The organism is Paratractidigestivibacter faecalis, assembly GCF_003416765.1.
Taxonomy (GTDB): Bacteria; Actinomycetota; Coriobacteriia; order Coriobacteriales; family Atopobiaceae; genus Paratractidigestivibacter; species Paratractidigestivibacter faecalis.
The window spans coordinates 950331-969687 of sequence record NZ_QSNG01000001.1; the positions used below are offsets into that span (position 1 = coordinate 950331).

General features: G+C 63.5%; 19 protein-coding genes. 3 read left to right on the plus strand and 16 right to left on the minus strand.

Annotation, left to right across the window (positions count from 1 at the left end; all coding sequences use genetic code 11):
* Positions 1–194: 194 nt before the first annotated feature.
* On the plus strand, positions 195–1175 hold the full coding sequence (gene pta, locus DXV50_RS04195) for a phosphate acetyltransferase (RefSeq protein ID WP_117204938.1): 981 nt from the start codon (positions 195–197) through the stop codon (positions 1173–1175).
* 123 nt (positions 1176–1298) lie between these two features.
* Here pta and DXV50_RS04200 read toward each other — a convergent pair whose 3' ends face one another.
* The 7 genes from DXV50_RS04200 to pckA all read right to left on the minus strand — a co-directional run bounded on the left by DXV50_RS04200 (position 1299) and on the right by pckA (position 9248).
* Positions 1299–2141, minus strand: a complete 843-nt coding sequence (locus DXV50_RS04200; RefSeq protein ID WP_117204939.1) for a hypothetical protein — start codon at positions 2139–2141, stop codon at positions 1299–1301.
* Entirely contained in the window at positions 2138–2788 is a 651-nt protein-coding gene (locus tag DXV50_RS04205; protein WP_117204940.1) for an ATP-binding cassette domain-containing protein, read from the minus strand. Before DXV50_RS04205 ends, DXV50_RS04200 begins: the two co-directional genes overlap by 4 nt.
* A 12-nt stretch (positions 2789–2800) precedes the next feature.
* Positions 2801–3604, minus strand: coding sequence for a hypothetical protein (locus tag DXV50_RS04210; RefSeq protein WP_198666404.1), 804 nt, complete (start codon positions 3602–3604; stop codon positions 2801–2803).
* Entirely contained in the window at positions 3594–4334 is a 741-nt protein-coding gene (locus DXV50_RS04215; RefSeq protein ID WP_117204942.1) for a hypothetical protein, read from the minus strand. The genes DXV50_RS04210 and DXV50_RS04215 overlap by 11 nt, the downstream gene beginning before the upstream one ends.
* Positions 4331–5179, minus strand: coding sequence for a hypothetical protein (locus DXV50_RS04220; protein WP_198666405.1), 849 nt, complete (start codon positions 5177–5179; stop codon positions 4331–4333). Before DXV50_RS04220 ends, DXV50_RS04215 begins: the two co-directional genes overlap by 4 nt.
* Before the next feature lie 320 nt (positions 5180–5499).
* Complete coding sequence (locus tag DXV50_RS04225) at positions 5500–7497, minus strand: helix-turn-helix transcriptional regulator (protein WP_117204944.1); 1998 nt, start codon at positions 7495–7497, stop codon at positions 5500–5502.
* A 146-nt stretch (positions 7498–7643) separates the two neighbouring features.
* Positions 7644–9248, minus strand: a complete 1605-nt coding sequence (gene pckA, locus DXV50_RS04230) for a phosphoenolpyruvate carboxykinase (ATP) (protein ID WP_117204945.1) — start codon at positions 9246–9248, stop codon at positions 7644–7646.
* Between the two features lie 216 nt (positions 9249–9464).
* Between pckA and DXV50_RS04235 the strand changes: the two genes are divergently transcribed.
* The gene (locus DXV50_RS04235) at positions 9465–10352 is read left to right on the plus strand and encodes an aldose 1-epimerase family protein (protein WP_117204946.1); all 888 of its coding nucleotides are present in this window, start codon (positions 9465–9467) and stop codon (positions 10350–10352) included.
* 263 nt (positions 10353–10615) lie between these two features.
* Here the strand turns inward: DXV50_RS04235 and DXV50_RS04240 are convergent, their stop codons facing one another.
* The 4 genes from DXV50_RS04240 to DXV50_RS04255 all read right to left on the minus strand — a co-directional run bounded on the left by DXV50_RS04240 (position 10616) and on the right by DXV50_RS04255 (position 13434).
* Complete coding sequence (locus DXV50_RS04240; RefSeq protein WP_117204947.1) at positions 10616–11758, minus strand: aminotransferase class V-fold PLP-dependent enzyme; 1143 nt, start codon at positions 11756–11758, stop codon at positions 10616–10618.
* Positions 11755–12018 (minus strand): DUF3343 domain-containing protein, encoded by a 264-nt coding sequence (locus tag DXV50_RS04245; RefSeq protein WP_117204948.1) that lies wholly within the window; start codon positions 12016–12018, stop codon positions 11755–11757. Before DXV50_RS04245 ends, DXV50_RS04240 begins: the two co-directional genes overlap by 4 nt.
* 2 nt (positions 12019–12020) lie before the next feature.
* Positions 12021–12641: a sulfurtransferase-like selenium metabolism protein YedF gene (yedF, locus tag DXV50_RS04250; protein ID WP_117204949.1), complete on the minus strand. Its 621-nt coding sequence runs from the start codon at positions 12639–12641 to the stop codon at positions 12021–12023.
* An 85-nt stretch (positions 12642–12726) separates the two neighbouring features.
* Positions 12727–13434 carry an extracellular solute-binding protein gene (locus DXV50_RS04255; protein ID WP_198666406.1) on the minus strand — a complete coding sequence of 236 codons (708 nt, stop codon included), beginning with the start codon at positions 13432–13434 and terminating at the stop codon, positions 12727–12729.
* 148 nt (positions 13435–13582) lie between these two features.
* On the opposite strand from DXV50_RS04255, the gene DXV50_RS04260 reads away from it, so the two are divergent.
* On the plus strand, positions 13583–14743 hold the full coding sequence (locus DXV50_RS04260; RefSeq protein WP_117204951.1) for an aminotransferase class V-fold PLP-dependent enzyme: 1161 nt from the start codon (positions 13583–13585) through the stop codon (positions 14741–14743).
* Here the strand turns inward: DXV50_RS04260 and DXV50_RS04265 are convergent.
* The 5 genes from DXV50_RS04265 to DXV50_RS04285 are packed head-to-tail and all read right to left on the minus strand — an operon-like array spanning position 14740 to position 18655.
* Positions 14740–15627, minus strand: coding sequence for a hypothetical protein (locus DXV50_RS04265; protein WP_117204952.1), 888 nt, complete (start codon positions 15625–15627; stop codon positions 14740–14742). The two genes, DXV50_RS04260 and DXV50_RS04265, sit on opposite strands and share 4 nt — an antisense overlap.
* 1 nt (position 15628) lies before the next feature.
* On the minus strand, positions 15629–16270 hold the full coding sequence (locus DXV50_RS04270; RefSeq protein ID WP_117204953.1) for an ABC transporter ATP-binding protein: 642 nt from the start codon (positions 16268–16270) through the stop codon (positions 15629–15631).
* Positions 16271–16282: 12 nt separating this feature from the next.
* Entirely contained in the window at positions 16283–17104 is an 822-nt protein-coding gene (locus tag DXV50_RS04275; RefSeq protein ID WP_147556681.1) for a hypothetical protein, read from the minus strand.
* Positions 17085–17801, minus strand: a complete 717-nt coding sequence (locus tag DXV50_RS09845; RefSeq protein WP_117204955.1) for a hypothetical protein — start codon at positions 17799–17801, stop codon at positions 17085–17087. The genes DXV50_RS04275 and DXV50_RS09845 overlap by 20 nt, the downstream gene beginning before the upstream one ends.
* The gene (locus tag DXV50_RS04285; RefSeq protein ID WP_147556683.1) at positions 17798–18655 is read right to left on the minus strand and encodes a hypothetical protein; all 858 of its coding nucleotides are present in this window, start codon (positions 18653–18655) and stop codon (positions 17798–17800) included. The genes DXV50_RS09845 and DXV50_RS04285 overlap by 4 nt, the downstream gene beginning before the upstream one ends.
* Positions 18656–19357: the final 702 nt, after the last annotated feature.

The following is a 19357-nucleotide window of genomic DNA, read 5'->3' on the forward strand; positions in this document are numbered from 1 at the left end:
CTCAGAGAGACGATGGGACTGCGGGCCCCAGGGGCCCGGGCACGCGCAGATGAGGTGAATCCCGCGCCTGTGCCCTGATTTTCGGGTTGATTCTAGCACTGCCACCTATAATGGGGGCGCACCGTGCCGCTTGCCGTGGATTCCCCATCAACGGCGGGCGGAATGCAAAGAGGTCAAAGTTTGAAGGGAATGCAATGAGCGATTTTCTCGCACGCATGAAGTCCGCCGCCAAGGCCGACAAGAAGACCATCGTCCTGCCCGAGGGCGAGGACCCGCGCACCATCGAGGCTGCCAAGAAGATCGTCGAGGAGGGCCTGGCCAACCTCGTCGTCCTGGGCAACCCGGATGAGATCAAGATCGACGGCGTCACCGTCATCGACCCCCGCACCGCCGAGAGGAAGCAGGCCTACGCCGAGAAGTTCGCCGAGCTGCGCGCCAAGAAGGGCGTCACCCTGCCCGAGGCCCTCGAGCAGATGAACGACGCCACCTACTTCGGCACCATGATGGTCAAGATGGGCGACGCCGACGGCCTGGTCTCCGGCGCCTGTCACTCCACCGCCAACACCCTGCGTCCCGCCCTGCAGATCCTGAAGACCGCCCCGGGCACCAAGCTCGTCTCCGCGTTCTTCATCATGTGCACCAAGTCCCCGGAGTTCGGCGCCGACGGCACCCTGCTCTTTGCCGACTGCGGCCTGAACATCAACCCCAACGCCGACGAGCTCTCCGAGATCGCCCTGGCCTCCGCCGAGTCCTGGAAGGCCTTCATGCCCGGCGTCGACCCCAAGGTCGCCATGCTGTCCTTCTCCACGATGGGCTCCGCCAAGGGCGACGTGCCGACCAAGGTCCAGGAGGCCGTGAAGCTGGCCAACGAGAAGAACCCCGAGCTCGCCCTCGACGGCGACCTGCAGCTTGACGCCGCCCTGGTCCAGTCCGTCGCCGACCTCAAGGCCCCCAACTCCTCCGTCGCCGGCAACGCCAACATCCTGGTCTTCCCCGACCTCGAGGCCGGCAACATCGGCTACAAGCTGGTCCAGCGCTTCGGCGGCGCCGAGGCCTACGGCCCCGTCCTTCAGGGCATCGCCAAGCCGGTCAACGACCTGTCCCGCGGCTGCTCCGCCGACGACATCGTGGGCGTCGTGGCCATCACCGCGGTCCAGGCCCAGATGGCCGAGTAGCGAAGTAGCGCTTGGCGAGAAGAGCCTGCGCGCCCAGACATTCGGCCCGGCAGCCTCGCGGCTGTCGGGCCTTTCTCGTGGCCATCGTCCCCAAGACGTCGCTTCGCGCCTCCTGAGCCCCACCTACCCCAGTGCGTCGGCGAGCAGCCGCGCGCAGTTCTCCAGATACAGCTCCTTGGCGGCTTCGTCCGTGGCGGCAAGGTCGTACTGGCACGCCTCGGCAAAGGGGATGCGCTGCCACTCGCCATCCGCCGGGAGCTCAAAGACCCCCACGCGCTCGGGATGCTCGGCGAGGTCGAGGGAGATGCGCGCGTAGGGGTGCTCGATCAGGCAGTAGGTCTGCTCGTACGTCGCGGGGTCCTTCTCGCTCGGATAGCGCTTGGGCTCAAGGAAGAACAGGTACTCCTGCCCCGCGCGCAGCGGCATGAGGCCGAACCGGCTTGGGCCCTCGCTGCCCCTCCACACCTCGCGCACGTCGCTGAACTGACCCGTCCCCAGGCCGTTTCGAGGCTCCGTGATCTTGTACGCATCGTAGACGACGAGGTCATCGCCTTCGGAGACGCCCTCGCCCCTCAGGACCGACGTCACCTCGATATGGCACTGGAATGCCTGGTAGACGTAGGTCCTCTCACCCGTGAAGGTGCCCGTGAGCACGATGGGGGCCTCGTCGAGCACCTCCTCGGACGCCATCCCAAGGGTATACGCCGCATCGACCCCGGCGGGAAGCGCGGCCTCGTCCGCCGCCGCCGCGATCTCCTCCCGCGTGTGCAGGCTAAGCGCGTCCGTCGATGCACGCGAGCCCACCACGAAGGGAAGCTGCTCCACGGCAGCCCCGTCGTGCGCATAGTCCGTGAGGCTTGCCCGCATGGCAAGGCCCACTCCCACGCAGACGGCCACGAGCGCGCCACACACGAGCAGGAGGGTCCTGACGGTCAGCACGGGGAGGCGGAGCTTGCTTCGCCTCATGAGCGATCGACCTCCTTGGCCACGTGCCCGTCGACCATGCGCCAGCTGCGCTCGAACAGCGCCTCGAGCGCGGGCTCGTTGTGACAGGCGACGAGCACGGTGCAGCCGCGCTCACGCTCCTCACGCACGATCTTTGCAACCGTCTCGATGCCGTCCACGTCGAGAGCGTTGGTGGGCTCGTCCAGAATGAGCAGCTCGGGCGCCTCCATGATTGCCTGCGCGATGGTGAGGCGCTGCCTCATGCCCATGCTGTACGCCGAGAACGGGCGGTCGTCGTCGGGGGCAAGACCCACACGCGCAAGCGCCGCCCTCGCCTCGGCCTCGCCCGCCACACCCCTGATGGACGCGAGCATCGTGAGGTTTCTCAGGCCCGTGCTCTCGTCCCAGAAGCCTGCCGACTCAAGGACCAGGCCGAGACTACGCGGAAAGTCGACGTCCACGCCAATCCTTTGCCCAAAGACGTCAACCTGGCCCGAGGTGAGGTGAATGAGTCCCGAGATGGCCCTGAAGAGCATCGTCTTGCCCGAGCCGTTGATGCCGCTGAATCCGTAGATTCCGCCACGCGGCAGCGTGAGTGTCACGTCGTCGAGCACGACGCGTCCGTGAATCACCTTGGTCGCATGGGTTACCACAATCTCATCAGACATGAAAGCCTCCCGTCAGAAGATGTCGCGGGCGCGCACGAGGCGAAGCGCCACCACCGCCGCAAGCGCGACGCACGCGCCGAGGTACGCAAGAGACGCGACGACCGAAAAGCCAGGGACGCCCAGCGAGAAGGCCGAGGTCCATCCCGAGCAGTCGTGCCAGGCAAGAACCCCCTGCGCAAAAGGCAGCCACGGAGCCACGGCCATGGCCGCCTCGCGCGGAAGGTAGGCGAGCCCGACCAGGCCCGCAACGTAGATCCCCTCAACGACCGCAAAGGCCACGACGGGTTCCAGCTTGATCGCAAGGCAGTTGACCGCAAGCACAAGGCATAGCGTGAGCGGAAAGCCCAATGCAGCGCAGCGCGCGACGACGCCGATGAGCTCCGGCACGCTTGCCGTACAGCCGCAGACGAACAGGACCGCGCCGTTCGCAAGCTGGCTGAGCAGCGAGAACGCAGCCGAGAGAAGCGCAAGGTGAACCAGCTTGCTCGCCAGCCATACCCCCCGCGATCCCACGCGCGGGAGCACGGCCGCGGCATCCGACCCAAGACCGCCTGCCAGAACGTCCGAGAAGAGGAAGCAGAAGGCAGCCTGGGGAGCGAACCACGCAATGAGGACCATGATGTTCGGCCTGCTCCCAAAGAGGCTTGGAACGAGGAGTCCCCCGCCCACAAACTCATAAAGGGCCGCCTGCGCCCCATAGCCCCTCATGCACAGCGTCGCGACCAGGCTCGCCAGCACGCAGAGCGCCACCCGCACGAACTGGGCACGCCGCATCGGCAGAAGGGTCACGGAATTGTTCCGACTTCTACAGCTCACGAGGCTCGCCCTCCTCCGGCAGATAATCCTTCTTGCGCACAAGCCAAACGGCGAGCAGGCCAAGGAACGCGCAGAGCGCAGCAAGGCGAAGCGAACCTGCCACCTCCGCCACAAGGCCATCCTCGGGCATCCCTGTCGCAAGGAGCCATCCCGTCCAAAGCGCAGAATTATTGAGTGCCGGGGTCATGCACAATAGATAGTCGAGCGCACCGTATCCCAAGGCTGCCAGCATCGCATAGGCACCCGAGCCGGTGAGCAGACGAACCGCCAGGACAATAAGGCACACCACCAGGAAGAAGAGGGTCTGGAGGACGGTTGCCAGAAGGCCAAACGCCACATAGGCCCCAACCGCATGACCCGTCGGCGAGAGGAGTCGGACGCTCACGAGACCGCACAGCGTGAGAAGGGCCGAGAGCGCCAGGGCACGCACCACCAGTCGTCCCATGACGGCAAGCAGGGTCCTTCCACGGTTTGAGCGAATCACCCACACGGCCGAGGCCACGGGACGCATCGCGCCGGCCGCGCTGAAGGCGCAGATGGGAACGTAGACAAAGGTCGCAAGGCTATAGTTGACGACCTGTCCATAGGCACCCGATAGCGTGCCGTCGCCCATCGCGGCGACGTTGTGCCCCCACAGCAGGGCAACCACCACGCAGACCCCCGCAAGGACGGCAAGGCCGGCGACGAACCTTCGGTCGAAGAGGCGCGCGAGGCGCGTTGCGGCGCTCATAGCAGCACGTCCTTCCTCCGGACAAGGGGAAGCCACATCGCCCCCACGAGCACCAGAAGCACCACGAGGGGTGCAGCAAGAAACACGGTGGGGCTTCGAGGAATCACGAGGGAGAAGATCAGGCACTGGGCTATGTTCAGGTCCGGGGGAAGCAGGTACGAGGACACAATCAACACAAGGGCGGGAAGCCCCACCACAAGCAGGCGACTCGTGCGCACGTAGAGCGAGAGGGCAAACGCCGCCAAGGCCAGAAGGCCTCCCCAAAGGGCGTCGTAGACGATGAAGATCAGGTTGAGAAGGTAGCGGGCGTTGAGGAAAAGGCCCAGGAAAAGCGTCTTGTCGTACCAACCGGTCGAGTCGACCTCGGCGGCCGAGGTGTTCAGGAGGAGCTGGTAGGCATCCTGCCCGGACGTTGCGGGAAAGGCAACGAACGCGAGCAGCTGGGACACCAGCAGCGGAACGAACACCACGAGAAAGCCGCCCACAAAGGCCGCAAGCGCCCCCGAGAAGAGATAGGAACGCAAGGAAGCGCGCACGGCAACGCAACCCGCATACCTTCGCCTCACGTCCAGAAAGAGGCTGTCCCCAAAGACGGCCGCAGCCAAAAACGGCATCAGGAAGTAGAGGTAGAAGCAGAAGAGCGGCGTCTGCATGGACTCATAGTCGCCCACCCAGGCCACATCTGCCGCAGGCACCTCGCCCGCATCATGGCCCCAGAACACCAGGCACGTCTGGACGAAGCAGACCGACATGGCAACAAGCCCCACCACGACGGCATAGCGCCACGTCTTTGATGCAAGCATGCGTCGAAACTGGAACTGAAGAACGCCCGCTCTTCCTGCCATGTCACTTACCACCCGTCAACACTTGAGGGGACGGGAGCGCGAAGGCGCCCCGTCCCACATGGTCAGAGGCACGTATCTCGATGCCGAAAAAATTATAATTGAACTAGGATTGGCTCAACGCCGCCACCAATGAGCTCGCTCGCCAGCGCAGGACGAGGAGCAAGGCAAAGTCCCAGAGCAATGACAGCCGCTCCAGCAAGCACCAGCAGCCTCGACTTGAGCGCCCTCTGATAATAGGTTGCATCCACGATTGAGCACCCCCGCAATTGAAATGCGCTGACGTTGGGTGAGAGCATGCGCCATGTGGCGACTTCTGTCTGTCACTTTTGGGGATGCAATCGCTCCATGTTTGTAAACCCTACCTCTTCGACGAGGAGTTTTCGCAGGTCGTCAATGCAATGAACCTTGCAGTCATCATAGGTGCGCTGACGATACGACCTTACCGTCGCCGGCGTGGTATGCCGTCGCCGGCACACCTCCGGCACGCTGTAGCCACACGCAAGGTCTATCACGACCTCGGCCCTCAAACCATCTATGCCACGGCCCTTGAAGTAATGCAGCGCCCGGTCACGCTCCTTTTCCGTTGGCTCGGAGACGGGAACCGCCGCAATCCGCGTCTGATAGACGAATATCACAACACCCAGGGAGATGAGTGCCGGAAAGAGGACGTAGATCCAGTCGGTCACGAACCCCGCAAAATACAGTTCCCAGTAATACGTCACCGCAATCCCAGCAGAGGCCAAAAGGGGCAGCAGCGGAGAGGAGAAGAGGATGTCAAAGCCGCTGAGCATGGTACGCCAGAACGAGGCATATCCCTCCCTTGGCAGCGATGCCCTCCCTACCACAAGAGACGCAACCAGCAAAAGGGAGGGTCCCCAGATCTTGTAGAGCCACATTCCCCTCCACCCGCAAAACGAACCCGCAGAGATCAGGCACACAACGACGAGGGAAAGGACCGTCGTGGCCGCAAGCTCCAAGGGCCCCTGCCCACCGCGTGGGCTCTCCGTCGTTTGGTGAAAAGACAGCATCCTCGCAAAAGAGACAACGGCAAGCACGCATGACACGGCCCACGTGAGGTAGAACGTACCCCTGTGGTACCAGTGCTCGCCAATCTGAACGTTATTTACCGTATCAAGGAGCAGCACCAGCACGATAAGCGCACATGCAATGGCTTTCGGCACAAAGGAGCCGCGCTTTTGAGCTGCACCCGACTCGCAAGAAGAGGGCTTGGCCTCCTTGGTCGCAGACGGCTCCTCGCTCATATCAAGCGCCGCGGCATATTCTCTGAGCTCCCTCGCACCGCCCACACCCAGCTTCTCGTAGCCACGATGCCGATAGGTTGCGACAGTTGCCTGGGCAACTCCCAATTCGGTCGCAATGGAAACCACGGTGGCACCCATAGCGGTCCGAGCGAGCACGGCGGCCTCGCGTTCGGTCAAGGGTATCTTTGCCGCTTTGGCAAGACGCTGCTCCATGCGCCGCTCAGCGGAATCGCCAGGGATATCCCGTTCCTCTTCCGCATACTCCCCGTGCGCCAGAGGACCAGTCTCCCCCTCCCGCCGTTCTCCAGCCCCCCGCACCCGCACCAGCTGGACAAGCGTGAGCACGATCACAAGCACCAGAAAGAAGCCATAGAAGGCGGTGTTCGGAAGGCCGGCGTCCAAGAGGTCCGAACGATACTCGCCCACGAAGCTCCGGAATGCCAGAAACGCCATATGACCCGCGAGCAACGCGGGGACATCCAAAGCCGAGCGACCCCTCGCCTGCCACCGCCGAGCACCAAGCAAGGCGAGCGCAAACACCGCAGCACACAGAGTGCATGCGGCAAAAGTCGAATCAAAGCCCGGTGCGATCGCAACAAGGACGCATGCCGTCGGCCAGACTCCCCCAACGCCGAACAAGCCAATCAGCCGAGCGCGTGAGGGACTTTCCCGCACGAGGCCCAGTCCCGCGGACGAAAGCGCCCAACAGGACACCGCCGCAATCACACACACGAACTCAACAAGCGACATGACGTCGTTAAAAGCAATCTGCTCAACCGTGTCAAGTCCGACATTGCCCCGCACGAGTGCATAGACCTCGGCCGCAGCCAAACCGGCCGTGGCAACCCAGCCCACGCGCACCACAATGAGGCGAGCCCGAGCAACAATCCCTTGCCACCCCTGTCCCAGGCAGGACGCGAGCAGAGCAATCACCACAAAGAGCATGACGGCAAGCCCGAAGGCCGCTATGCTCACTTGCCCGGGAATCAGCGGCCCAAAGCTATACACCCCATACGGCATCGCTGCCAGAACCGCCGTCCAGACGCACCAGACCATACGTCCCCCAAACGACTGCCTTTCCCCTAAAACATAGCGCGCGGCCCACGCTCCCCCGCCGCACGAATCGGTGGGCGGGCCCACGCACAAAGAGGGCCCCGGACGATCCGGGGCCCCACAGCTCAGGCTTCTTGGAGGCTCGAGCCCTACGCCACCCCAAGCGGGTGCGGGCCGGCGTTTCTCACCTCGTCGGACATGGAGGTCAGGCGGGCGGCGGCGTTGTCGACGAACATCTGGGCCAGGGACTCGGCCACGCGGTCATACTCGGCGGGGTCGGCCCAGGTGCTGCGGGCGTCCAGGAGCTCGGAGGGGACGTCCGGGCAGCTCGTGGGAACGTCGAGGTTGAAGCGCTCGTCGTGGACGAAGTCGTAGTCGTCGATGACGCCTGACTGGGCGGCCTCGACCATTTTGCGGGTGTACCTAAGCTTGATGCGGCTGCCCACACCGTAGGAGCCACCAGTCCAGCCGGTGTTGATGAGGTAGACGCGGGTGCCGCCGTGCTCGATCTTCTCGCCGAGCATCTCTCCGTAGACCATGGGGTCAAGCGGCATGAAGGGCTCGCCGAAGAGGGACGAGAAGGTGGGCTGGGGCTCCTTGATGCCGCGCTCGGTGCCGGCGACCTTTGAGGTGAAGCCGGTCATGAAGTGGTACATGGCGGCGTTCTTGTCGAGCTTTGAGATGGGCGGCAGCACGCCGAAGGCGTCTGCGGTGAGGAAGATGACCACGTCCGGGATGCGCTTGGCCTTGCCCTTGAGCACGGCGTTGTCGATGAACTCCACCGGATAGGCCACGCGGCCGTTCTCGGTGAGCGAGGTGTCAAAGTAGTCCGCAACGCGGCTCTTGGGGTCAAAGACCACGTTCTCGCAGATGGAGCCAAAGCGGATGGCGTTCCAGATCTGGGGCTCGGTCTCCGCGGTGATGTTGATGGTCTTGGCGTAGCATCCGCCCTCGATGTTGAAGACGGCGTCGTCGGCCCAGCCGTGCTCGTCGTCACCGATGAGCTTGCGGTTCTCGGCGGCGGAGAGTGTGGTCTTGCCGGTGCCGGAGAGGCCGAAGAAGACCGTGGTGCCGTGCGACACGGGGTTCATGTTGCAGGAGCAGTGCATGGGAAGCACGTTGTCCTCGACGGGCAGCAGGTAGTTCATGACCGAGAAGATGGCCTTCTTGATCTCGCCGGAGTACTGGGTGCCCACGACCAGGACCACGCGCTCCTTGAAGTTGATGACCACGGCGGCCTCGGAGTTGGTGTGGTGCACGGCGGGGTCAAGCTTCAGGCGCGGGGCTGCCATGACCACGAAGTCGGCCAGGCCGTAGCTGGCAAGCTCCTCCTCGGTGGGGCGGACGAGCATCTGGTGGACGAAGAGCGCCTGGCTGGCAAGCTCGGTGATGACGCAGAACTTGCGGGAGTAGCGGCGGTCGGCGCCGGCGATGCCGTGGACAACGAAGAGTCGGCGCTCGGAGAAGTGCGCGATGACCTCGGCCTTGATGCGGGCGTAGTCGTCCTCGGACATGGGGACGTTGACCTCGCCCCAGGCGATCTTCTCGTGGACGTCCTCGGTGTCAACGACGAAGCGGTCGTGCGGGGAGCGGCCGGTGTACTGGCCCGTGGTTACCGCGAGCGCTCCGGTGCTGGTGAGGGTGCCCTCTCCCCTGTCCACGGCCTTCTCGATGAGGACAGCGGGCGAGCAGTCGATCCAGGTCATGTCGTCGGTGTGCGCGATGCCGTAGTGCGAGAGCTCCTCGATGATCATGCGAACCTCCTTTGGCCGGCGGGTGCCGGGCGGGTCTACCACATACTGAAGCGTTTGATACCACGTGCGGTCACAAGGGTGATTGTCCCCCGCCGCCCGCGCGACGAGCGGTAAAGTTTACAAACGGCCGCCAAGCGCGCCCAAAAGGTACCGCTCACCCGCAAGCGGACGCCGCTTGCCGGAGGCCTAGCCCGCCAGCCACGGAAAGGAAGCGCCATGTCAGAGCTGACCCGCATCTCAAAGGGAGACATCACCGCAACCGTCGACTCCATGGGCGCGCAGCTCATGAGCCTCACCTGCGCGGGAGGCGAGTACCTCTGGCAGGGAGACCCAAAGTTCTGGCCGCGCCGCGCCCCCGTGCTCTTCCCCATCGTCGGCTGCCTCAAAAACGACGAGGCCATGAGCGCGCAGGGGCCCGTGCGCCTCAAGCGGCACGGCATCGCGCGCACGCGCGAGCACTCCATCGTGGAGAGGAGCGAGTCCTCCGTGACCTTCCAGCTTGACTCCGACGAGGCCACACGCGAGCTCTACCCCTTTGACTTCCGCCTCAACATGACCTACTCAACCGACGGCACCTCGCTCGCTCAGCGCTTTGCCGTGACCAACACCGGCGACGTGGACCTGCCCTTCACCCTGGGCGGCCACCCCGCCTTCAACGTGCCCATGCCAGGGGCCGAGGGCGAGACCTTCGACGACTACGCGCTGGTCTTTGCCAAGGCGTGGAGCCCGTCCGTCCCGGCCATAGACGAGAAGGGCATCCACGACTTCGGCCGCATGACCCAGCTCATGGAGGACTCCCGCGAGCTTGCGCTCTCCCACGAGCTCATCGACCGCCACGCCACGCTCGTCTTCCACGACGTGCCCCAGAGCCGCGTGGCGCTCGTCGGCAAGAGGAGCAACCACGGCGTGGAGCTGGAGTTCCCCGGCTTTGACTACCTGGGCGTATGGACGGCCAGCACTGAGGCGCCGTTTGTGGCCGTGGAGCCCTGGCACGGCTGCGCGAGCGCCTACGACGAGGGCGAGAGGTTCGAGGAGAAGCGCTCAACGATGGTGCTCGCGCCCGGACAGAGCCGAGAGCTCGCCTTCACGGTAACGCCGTTCTAAGTCACCGTCTTGCCCAAAAACCGAGAAGCCCCTTCCTACGCAAGTTACGCTCCGCAAAGAACTTGCTTAAGGAAGGGACTTCTCGCCTTTTTGGGGCAGAAAGACAAACTCCGCTGCGCACGGACATTCAGGGGCTCGGAACGTCCCCCGATAACGGAGTTTGTCTGGTAGTAGGACAAACCCCGTCATTGGTGGACAGTCTTGGGGCCAAAACGTCCGTAAATGACGGAGTTTGCCCCAAGGCGACGACAGAAGGGAAACGGCTAGCCGCAGGCAATCTCGGAGACGGCATCGATGGCGGCAGCCACGTCCTCCTGCGTGTTGAACCAACCGAAGCTGAAGCGCACGACGCCCCGCTGCTCGGTTCCGAGCGCACGGTGCATGAGCGGTGCGCAGTGGGCGCCGGGGCGGGTTGCTATGCCGAAGGCTTGGGACAGCATGTCTGAGACCTCGCCGGAGTCGAGCTCTCCCACGTTGAGGCTCACGATGGCGGCGCGCGCGGGCTGGCCGAGGTCGCCATAGAGCGGAATGCCGGGAAGACCGCGGACCCCCTCGGCAAACGCCGCGGCAAGGGCACGCTCGTGCTCCCCCACCGCCTTGGGGCCACCGGCCTTCTCGAGGTACTCCAGCGCGGCGGAGAGCCCGGCTATTCCATGGGCGTTGAGGGTCCCCGCCTCAAGGCGCGTCGGCCAGCTCTCCGGCTGCAGTGGCTCGAAGGAGCTCACCCCCGTGCCGCCCATGTTCCAGGGCCGCACGTCAATGCCCTCGGCCACGGCGAGGCCACCAGTGCCCTGAGGGCCCATGAGCCCCTTGTGACCGGTGAAGCAGACCACGTCGATGCCCATCTCGCCCATGTCTATGGGGATGCACCCCGCGGACTGCGAGGCGTCCACGATGAGAAGCGCACCGGCGTCGTGTGCGATCTGCGAAACGAGCCGCAGGTCAACCACGTTGCCGGTCACGTTTGACGCATGCGTGCACACCACGACGTCACAGCCGCCGGCGCAAAGGCGCCGCAGGTCATCGTAGCCAAGGCGGCCAAGCTCGTCCGTGCCGGCATGCTCCACCCGCACGCCCCTCTCGGCCGCGAGGCGGTTCAGGGGGCGAAGGACCGAGTTATGCTCCATGACCGTTGTGACCACATGCGCACCGGGTTTGACCAGCCCGTTTATGGCGGTGTTCAAAGCCGCCGTGGAGTTGGGCGCAAAGCAGACGTGGTCTGGGCGCGCACAGCCCAGAAGAGACGCGACCTTCTCGCGGCACTCCCAGACCACGCGACCGGCGTCAAGGGACTCGGCGCACGCCCCGCGGCCGGGGTTTCCTATGGTCGTCATGGCACGGCACACGGCGTCCACGACGCATTGCGGTCGCATGACGCTGGTGGCCGCGTTGTCCAGGTAGATCATGCCGGATCCCTCACGAGCTCCCACAGCTGCACCACGTCGGCTGCCGCCCAGGGGATGCCGGCGTCGTCAAGCCCGGCGAGAAGCGCGTCCTTCTCGCCGGGCAACACGCGCCAGGAGAGTCCGCAGCCGGCAGAGATCTGGCTCGGCACGGGAATCATGCGCCCGGGAAGCCCCTTGCTGTGACAGAGCTTCTCGCAGGCCATGGCCGCCGTCGTGGTGTCGAACGTGATGACGAGGTAGTCCCTCCTGACGCGTGCCATGGCTACGGACGGACCAAGTTGGTGGCCTGCTCGAGCCTCTGGCAGATGACGTACATGTTGGTGACCTCGCCGACGACGAGCTGCTCGGTGAGCCCGTAGTGGTTGAGGCAGGTGCCGCAGGTGAGGATCTCTACGCCCTGCTCGGCAAGGGCGCGAAGGTCGTCGAGGCAGGGGGAGCCCTCGCAGGTGAGGCGCGCGCCACCGTTGTAGAAGAGCATGGTGCGCGGCAGCTCGTCCTGCTGCGTCACGGCGTAGACGAAGGCCTTCATCAGGTTGCGGCCAAGCTCGTCAGAGCCCGCGCCCATGGTGTCTGAGCTCACCTGGATGACAAGGTTCTTGGCGGCGGGCACCAGGCAGCTGGCCTGGTCGGCCTCGCCGTCGGCCACGGTCACGCTCTCCGGGGCGGAAAGCGTCACGCGGAAGCGCTTCTCGCCAAGCTGCTCGGAGGAGACCTCGCAGCCCTTCTCGTGCGCCATGCGAGTCAGGTTCTGGACGGCCACCTCGTTGTCGACGAGGGTCTCGACGATGCCCGCGCCGCGGAGGGAGCCAAGGGCCTTCAAGGTCTTGACCACGGGGATGGGGCACGCGTCGCCAATGGCGTCTACCTGCACGTTGTTTGCCATGAGAGCTTCCTTTCCACAAAGGGCCCCTCGCTTCTGCAAGGGGCCCAGAGCCAGATGAACTCAGTATAGGTCGCAATGGCCTACGCTACTTGGAGGAGACGACCTCCTTGCCAGTGGTGACCTCGTCCCACTTGGCCAGGGTTGCCTCGCGCTCGGAGCCGAACTTGGAGAGGTCCTCGTCCATGAGCTGGGACGTGTCGAAGTCCAGCGTCAGGCCGGAGACCGTCGGCAGGGCCAGCAGCAGGGTGGTCTTCTTGTCGATGTCGGCAAGCGCCTTGAGGTTGTCGTCGCTGGAGAAGAGCCACTCGATGAAGAGCTTGGCGTCCTCGACGTCGTCGGCGTTGGCGAAGGCGGCCACGCCGTCGGGGATGTAGGGCATGCCCTCCTTGGGGTAGACGACCTCGAGGGTGCCGTCGGCCAGAATGTCGTCGAGGGTGTTGTCGATGTAGGTGATGCCCACGGCGGCCTCGCCGGCGGCGACGCGGTCGAGCCGGGCCGCAAAGGCCGACTCGAACTGCCCCACCATCTGGGGCGTGAGGTCACGGTAGCGCGTGGCGGCATAGGGCATCTCGTCCGACATGCCGCATACGTGGAAGGGCAGCTCGGACGTGTTGAAGCGCACCGGGAAGACGAGCGTCTGGGCAGGCAGTGCGTCGGTGGCGTCGCCATCGTCTATGCCGCAGATGACGGCCGTAAGGTGGCTGGCCGCAACCTGGGCCGCGACGGTCTGGGCAAGGAAGGTCCCGCTGCCCGTGCCGTCGGGCTTCTGGGCGCTGATGTTCAGGATCCTCACGCGTCTCTCCCCTTCCGCCGAACCCGTGCTCCCGACCACCGATATAGCGGACGAGAAAGACTCATCATGACTTACAGTAGAATAGACTAACAAATTGTAAGCCGTTATACTAGTCAAAGCATAACCAGCGTACATTGCGGGGAAGGCCATGGCCGAGCACACCTACCTGGACAACGCAAGCACCACATTTCCAAAGCCGCCCTGCGTGGCAGAGGCCGTGTTCAGATACATGACCGAGGCTGGCACCAACGTTGGCCGCGGGGAGTACGCCGCGGCCTTTGACGTGGAAGACATGGTCTTTGACCTGCGAAGCTCGCTCTGCGAGCTGTTTGGAGGGGTAAACCCGTCGGACGTCGTCCTCACCAGGAACGTGACCGAGGCAATAAACCTCGTCCTCAAGGGATGGCTTGCGCCGGGCGACCACGTGGTCGTGACGAGCATGGAGCACAACGCCGTCATGAGGCCGCTCACGCAGCTCGCCGCCCGGGGGGTGACGTTCAGCCGCGCGCAGTGCGCCCAGGACGGCACCCTCGAGGCCGCCGAGGTGGAGCGCCTCATCACCCCGCGGACGCGGCTCGTGGTGATGACGCACGCGAGCAACGTCTGCGGCACGGTCCTGCCCGTCGACGCCGTGGGAGAGGTCTGCCACGCCCATGGGGTTCCGCTCGTGGTGGACGCGGCCCAGACGGCGGGCGTCATCCCGCTCGACATGCGGGAGTGCGGAGCCTCCGCCGTCTGCTTCACCGGCCACAAGGGGCTTCTGGGCCCGCAGGGAACAGGCGGATGCGTGCTTGACCCGGCGTTTGCCGAGGGGCTTGAGGCGCTTGTCGCCGGGGGCACGGGAAGCAGCTCAGACAGCGAGGAGATGCCCTCCTTCATGCCCGACCGCCTTGAGGCGGGAACCCCCAACCTCCCGGGCCTGGCCGGACTTGCCGCCGCGCTTGGGTGGCTCGAGAAGACGGGAATGGACGCGGTCCGCGCCCACGAGCAGGCGCTCTCCCAGCGGCTCATCGATGGGCTGGCGCCCCTCGCGGCCGCCGGACGCGTGCGCATGATGGGACTCCCCACCTCAGAGGGCCGAACCGGCGTTGTCTCCATCCAGACGCCCGGCCATGACCTCGCCCAGGTGGCCCACGACCTCGACGCCCGCTACGGCATCCAGACCCGCGTGGGCCTCCATTGCGCGCCCAGCGCCCACAAGACCCTGGGCACCTTCCCCGCCGGCACCATCCGCTTCAGCCTGGGCTGGGCAAACACCGAGGCCGACGTCGATCTGGCGATAAGCGCACTGGGCGAGCTGCTGGCCTAGCCGTCGAGCACGCGCGAGAGAATGGCCGCACTGGTCATGCGGTAGATGTCGGCGGCGTCCTGATCCTGAACAAAGACGTCGTACTGGCAGGCCTCGCCAAACGTCATCTCAGGCATGACGGTCTCGACCCAGGTACCATGGTCAAGCGTCTCCAAGGTGCTGTAGTCAATGACGTCTATGCGCTCGGGATGCCCTGCCACGTCAACGGGAATCCGCGGGTAGGTGTGGTTGACCAGCAGGAAGAGACGGTCCCCCTCAGGCACGCCCATCTCTACGGGAAAGTCCTTCTTCTCGAGGAAGAAGAGGTACTCCTGCCCCTCCCTCATGGGAGCCATGCCGTTGTTGTGGCAATCAGCCGTTGCAGAGACCACGCGCTTGTCGGTGAAGATGCCGCCGCTGTCAGAGAAGAAGCCGGGCTGACGGATCTCATAGGGGTCATAGACAAAGATGAGGTCTCCCGCGGCAATCCCTTCTCCCCCAATGATCTCGGTTACCTCAACCTCGGATCGGAAGGCCTGATAAACGTAGGTTCTCTTACCAGTGAACCTTCCCGTGAGAATGACGGTTGCCAACCCCTCGACGTCCTCTCCAGGCAGGGTGAGAAGGCTTCTGGCCTCATCAAGCGAGTAGCTCGAAGGGTCAATGCCCTCGGCCTTCATCTCCTCAAGCACGCGCTCGGCACTGTAGAGCGAGACGATGTTCTTGGTCGATGGGGTCAGTTGGTAGCTCAGCGCGTCAAGCGCCCCCGGGTCGTCGTTGTAGTCGGTGAGGCTCATGCGCATGCCCGCCGCAGCTGCCGCGCAGACGCCAAGAAGTCCGAACGAAGCCGCAAGAAACGTCCTTCTCCCCATCTGGGGCAGCGTCAGGCTTCTGTACTCGCGCATGTCAGCTCACCTCTTTTGCCCGTCCGGCCTCCATCTGGAAGGTTCGGTCAAAGAGCGCCTCCACCGTTGGCTCGTTGTGGCTGGAGACAAGGACGGTTGCCCCGCGGCTACACTCCTCTTGGATGATATTTGCAACTATCGCGATGCCATCAACGTCGAGGGCGTTCGTAGGCTCGTCCATGATGAGCAGCTGCGGCGCCTCCATGATGGCCTGTGCGATGGTGAGGCGCTGACGCATGCCCATGCTGTAGGCAGAGACGGGGCGTACGTCCTTGGGGTCAAGTCCGACGCGCTCCAAGGCGCACTCTGTCTCCTTGTTGCCCACGACACCCCTGATTGACGCAAGGTAAAACAGGTTCTGCAGGCCGGTCTTCTCATCCCAGAACCCGCTCGACTCAAAGCAGAGGCCCATGTTGGAGGGAAAGTCCACGCCCTTGCCCACCTGCTCGCCAAAGACCTCGATGGTGCCTGACGTCAGATGGATAAGACCAGAGATTGCCCTGAAGAGCATGCTCTTGCCCGAGCCGTTGACGCCGAGGAAGCCGTAGGCTCCCCCGCGCTCGAGGTCAAAGGTTACGTGGTCGAGCACGGTCCTTCCGCGAATGACCTTCGTCGCGTCCGCGACCCTGATGATGTCTGCCATGATGGCCTCCCGTCAGATGAGGTCGGTCCCTCGGACCAAGCGGATAAGGGCAAGGGCAAGTGCGGCGGAAAGTGCAAGGAGCACCGCGGCTGATACAGCAAGGCTCATGTCTACCGCCACGTCAGAGGCGTTGCCACACAGCTCGCAGAGGCTCAGGTGCCAGGCCGGAACGCCACGGGCGGACGGCAACCAACATGCGAGCGACTTGGCCACGTCGCCCGGCACGGCCGCCAGGGCAAGGAGCGCGGCAACATGCACGCCAGCGACCGTCGCAAAGGCGACAATCGTCTCTCTCCCAAGAGCGAGAAGGTTGGCGCACAAGAGAAGGGCGAGAAGAAGCGCGAAGTCGAGAAGTACGCACTGGAGCACGGGCAGAAGCAGTGCGGCAAGCACGGCCGGAGCGGCCCCAGACAAGAAGAACATCATCGCAAGCACCGCGGACGCGGAGGCAGTCTCGTAGATGGCAACACAAGCCGCCAGCTGGAGGCACTTCTCTCCAGCCCAGAGCCTTCTGCCGCCGACCCTCGGAAGAGCAAATGAGGATTCTCTCCCCAGCGCCGACGGTACGCAATCCGAAAGCTGCAAGAGCGCCAAAAGGTCAGGAGCTACGCTCATGACCTGGACGAAGGGTTCGAAGCTCCCGATGAGCCTCGGCACAAGGGCACCGCCTGCAAGGGCAAAGAGCACGCACGTCCCCGGGTCACCGATGCCAATCCAGAGGAGAAGGGCCCCTCTGAGCAGGGCGCACACAAGCAGGCCCAATAGCGCGTTCCGACGCAGGCCGACGAGGCTGAGTCCGCCTTTGTCCCCTTTCCTACTCATGGGACACCTCATAGAAGTCAACGCCTTGCATGAGCCGCCAGGCGGCAATGCCAAAGGCTGCGGCGAGGGCAAGAAGTCTGAGGAGCCCGCTTGCGGCAAGAAGCGGATTTGACGGGTCCGCATAGCCCATGAGCATCCAACCCGTCCACCAGCTGCCGTGGTAGTCAACAAGAATCGCGATGAACGTGTCAACTCCGCCGTAGACGACCGCAAAGGCCAATGTCAGGGCATCTGACCCGGTCAGAAGCGCTGCAGTCAAGGCAATGAGCCCGACCACGAGAAAGTAGAGCACCTCGTAGACAAGCTGGAGAAAGGCGAAGGAAGCCCAGGAGCCAGCCGAAGCCGAGATGCCGGACTTCAGTGCCAGCGCAACAAGCGAGGGAACAAAGACCGCCAGGGCAAAGGCAAGCGCCACGTGCGCGACACGAAGGACGACGCAGCGGAGCGCTGCGAGACGGCTGCTATTGCGGCTGATCGAACAGGACGCGAGTGAGCGTCCAATGAGACCGCTGGCGCAGATCGCGAAGAGTGGGACGTAAAGTGCCGTCGCCTGCCCAGGGCCAACAAACGTCAGATAGGCAGCCGCGAGTGTTCCCTCTGGCGAGATAAAGCCCTGCGGAGAGGCAACAATTACCCTGAGAATCCCAAACGCCAAGATCGCGGCGAGTGAGACGGCAAGGCGTCTATCTGTCGTAAGCCGCGCGCTCATAGGAGCACGTCCCTCTTGAGTAAGGACGAGAGGGCAACCGCCAACGCGGAGACTAGGGAGATGAGTGCTGGCGCCGCCATCATAAAGGCAACCGGCGCCACCTGATTCATCCCGGGAAGCAGATGGTCGGCAAAGTTGTAGCCCTGTGGCATGACAGCAGAAGCAGCAAGGAAGATGACCGTCGGCAGGCCGAGGAGCAACATCCGATTGCCCTTGAAATAGATGGAGGCGGCATAAGCGGCAAGCGCCATAGCCCCAGCATAGAAGGCGTCATAGAGACAGTACGCAAGGTTGAGAAGGTAGCGATTACCGAACAGCAGGGACGAGAGGGGTTGCGTTGCCAAGAGGGCAAACTCGTCTTGACTCGTTACCAACTGACCAAGGGCACCGTAATAGGCATCCGCCGATGTGCCAGCCGGAAAGGCCAGAAATGCCAGTGCCTGAGAAATCAGAAGCACGAAAAGCGTAGCGACAAAGGCCATGCCAAAGGAGCAGAGGGCACCCGAGCACAGATAGCTCCGCATGGACGACCTAGGGGCAAGCATGTACGCGGCACGGGCCCTCTTGTCGTCAAAGAGGCACATGGAGAATATGGCCGAAGTCAAGGGAAAGAGGAGATATGAGACCAGAAAGGAGATGAGCTGAGCATTTGACCTCAACCCATTGCCCACCCATTGCGTCGCAGCAGAAGGGATCTCTCCCCTATCGTGCCCCCAGAACATGAGGCAGGACTGAACAAAGCAGACGGTCACAAGCGCCATCAAGGCAAGAATCGCATACGGCAGCGTCTTTGACTGCAAGGCCCGTCTGATTTGGAGCTTCAGCATCCCGCTGCGGCAAATCATCGCATCCACCTCCTCGATTGAATGGGCGGGCGACAAAGTGCCCGCCCCGAGTCAGTAGCTAAAAGGTTCAGTACTAACGGACGTTGAAACGCCAGGTGCCCCAAATTGAGTATGGCGCAGACCCATCAGCCGTTCCCCAAAGCTGCGTTCCACCTGAATAGCTTGAAGTGAAGTACAGCTCTTTGGTAATACGAGGAGAAACCGACACAGCGCTTGTGCAACGACCTCCACCTACGACTTCGAACCAGAAGATGCCGCCCTTGGAGCAACCAGCATCAACCACGTGCGTCTCATTGAACCTCCCAAAATGTCAAAAGATGACAGGACGGAAGCTCAACCGAAGACGCTTTAGCCTACACAAGATGATAAAGAACTCATCCATTTCATGCCTCCCAATTACCGAGAGTCAATCAAAGGGCTTAGCGCTTAACTAGGGTTTAATCTAAATCACAGGTTACCTAATTCAGATACCACGTCAATATGGGTACGACATCGGATTATTAAATTTCGCAGATGGTAACTGTTTTAGTCGAACGGCATTCAGGAGTATTGAGGGAGACCCCACACCCAACCCGCCGGTAAGTTCGCTCGCCGCGCCGCCGGCGAGAAGTACGTCCGGATCAACGCAGCACGCGCCCGGGTGTTTCTCGTCGGCGACTTCCGCAGCTTCGCTCTTTGAAGCGAGGACTGAGCCGAAGAGAAACACTCAGA

Bases quoted from the DNA above. Each gene is read 5' to 3' on its own strand.
- yedF (WP_117204949.1), bottom strand. From the start codon at position 12,641: ATGGCAAACAACGTGCAGGTAGACGCCATTGGCGACGCGTGCCCCATC.
- DXV50_RS04220 (WP_198666405.1), bottom strand. From the start codon at position 5,179: ATGGCAGGAAGAGCGGGCGTTCTTCAGTTCCAGTTTCGACGCATGCTT.
- DXV50_RS04245 (WP_117204948.1), bottom strand. From the start codon at position 12,018: ATGGCACGCGTCAGGAGGGACTACCTCGTCATCACGTTCGACACCACG.
- DXV50_RS04240 (WP_117204947.1), bottom strand. From the start codon at position 11,758: ATGATCTACCTGGACAACGCGGCCACCAGCGTCATGCGACCGCAATGC.
- DXV50_RS04215 (WP_117204942.1), bottom strand. From the start codon at position 4,334: ATGAGCGCCGCAACGCGCCTCGCGCGCCTCTTCGACCGAAGGTTCGTC.
- DXV50_RS04235 (WP_117204946.1), top strand. From the start codon at position 9,465: ATGTCAGAGCTGACCCGCATCTCAAAGGGAGACATCACCGCAACCGTC.
- DXV50_RS04275 (WP_147556681.1), bottom strand. From the start codon at position 17,104: ATGAGGTGTCCCATGAGTAGGAAAGGGGACAAAGGCGGACTCAGCCTC.
- DXV50_RS04265 (WP_117204952.1), bottom strand. From the start codon at position 15,627: ATGCGCGAGTACAGAAGCCTGACGCTGCCCCAGATGGGGAGAAGGACG.
- DXV50_RS04225 (WP_117204944.1), bottom strand. From the start codon at position 7,497: ATGGTCTGGTGCGTCTGGACGGCGGTTCTGGCAGCGATGCCGTATGGG.
- DXV50_RS04200 (WP_117204939.1), bottom strand. From the start codon at position 2,141: ATGAGGCGAAGCAAGCTCCGCCTCCCCGTGCTGACCGTCAGGACCCTC.
- DXV50_RS09845 (WP_117204955.1), bottom strand. From the start codon at position 17,801: ATGAGCGCGCGGCTTACGACAGATAGACGCCTTGCCGTCTCACTCGCC.
- pckA (WP_117204945.1), bottom strand. From the start codon at position 9,248: ATGATCATCGAGGAGCTCTCGCACTACGGCATCGCGCACACCGACGAC.
- pta (WP_117204938.1), top strand. From the start codon at position 195: ATGAGCGATTTTCTCGCACGCATGAAGTCCGCCGCCAAGGCCGACAAG.
- DXV50_RS04260 (WP_117204951.1), top strand. From the start codon at position 13,583: ATGGCCGAGCACACCTACCTGGACAACGCAAGCACCACATTTCCAAAG.
- DXV50_RS04270 (WP_117204953.1), bottom strand. From the start codon at position 16,270: ATGGCAGACATCATCAGGGTCGCGGACGCGACGAAGGTCATTCGCGGA.
- DXV50_RS04205 (WP_117204940.1), bottom strand. From the start codon at position 2,788: ATGTCTGATGAGATTGTGGTAACCCATGCGACCAAGGTGATTCACGGA.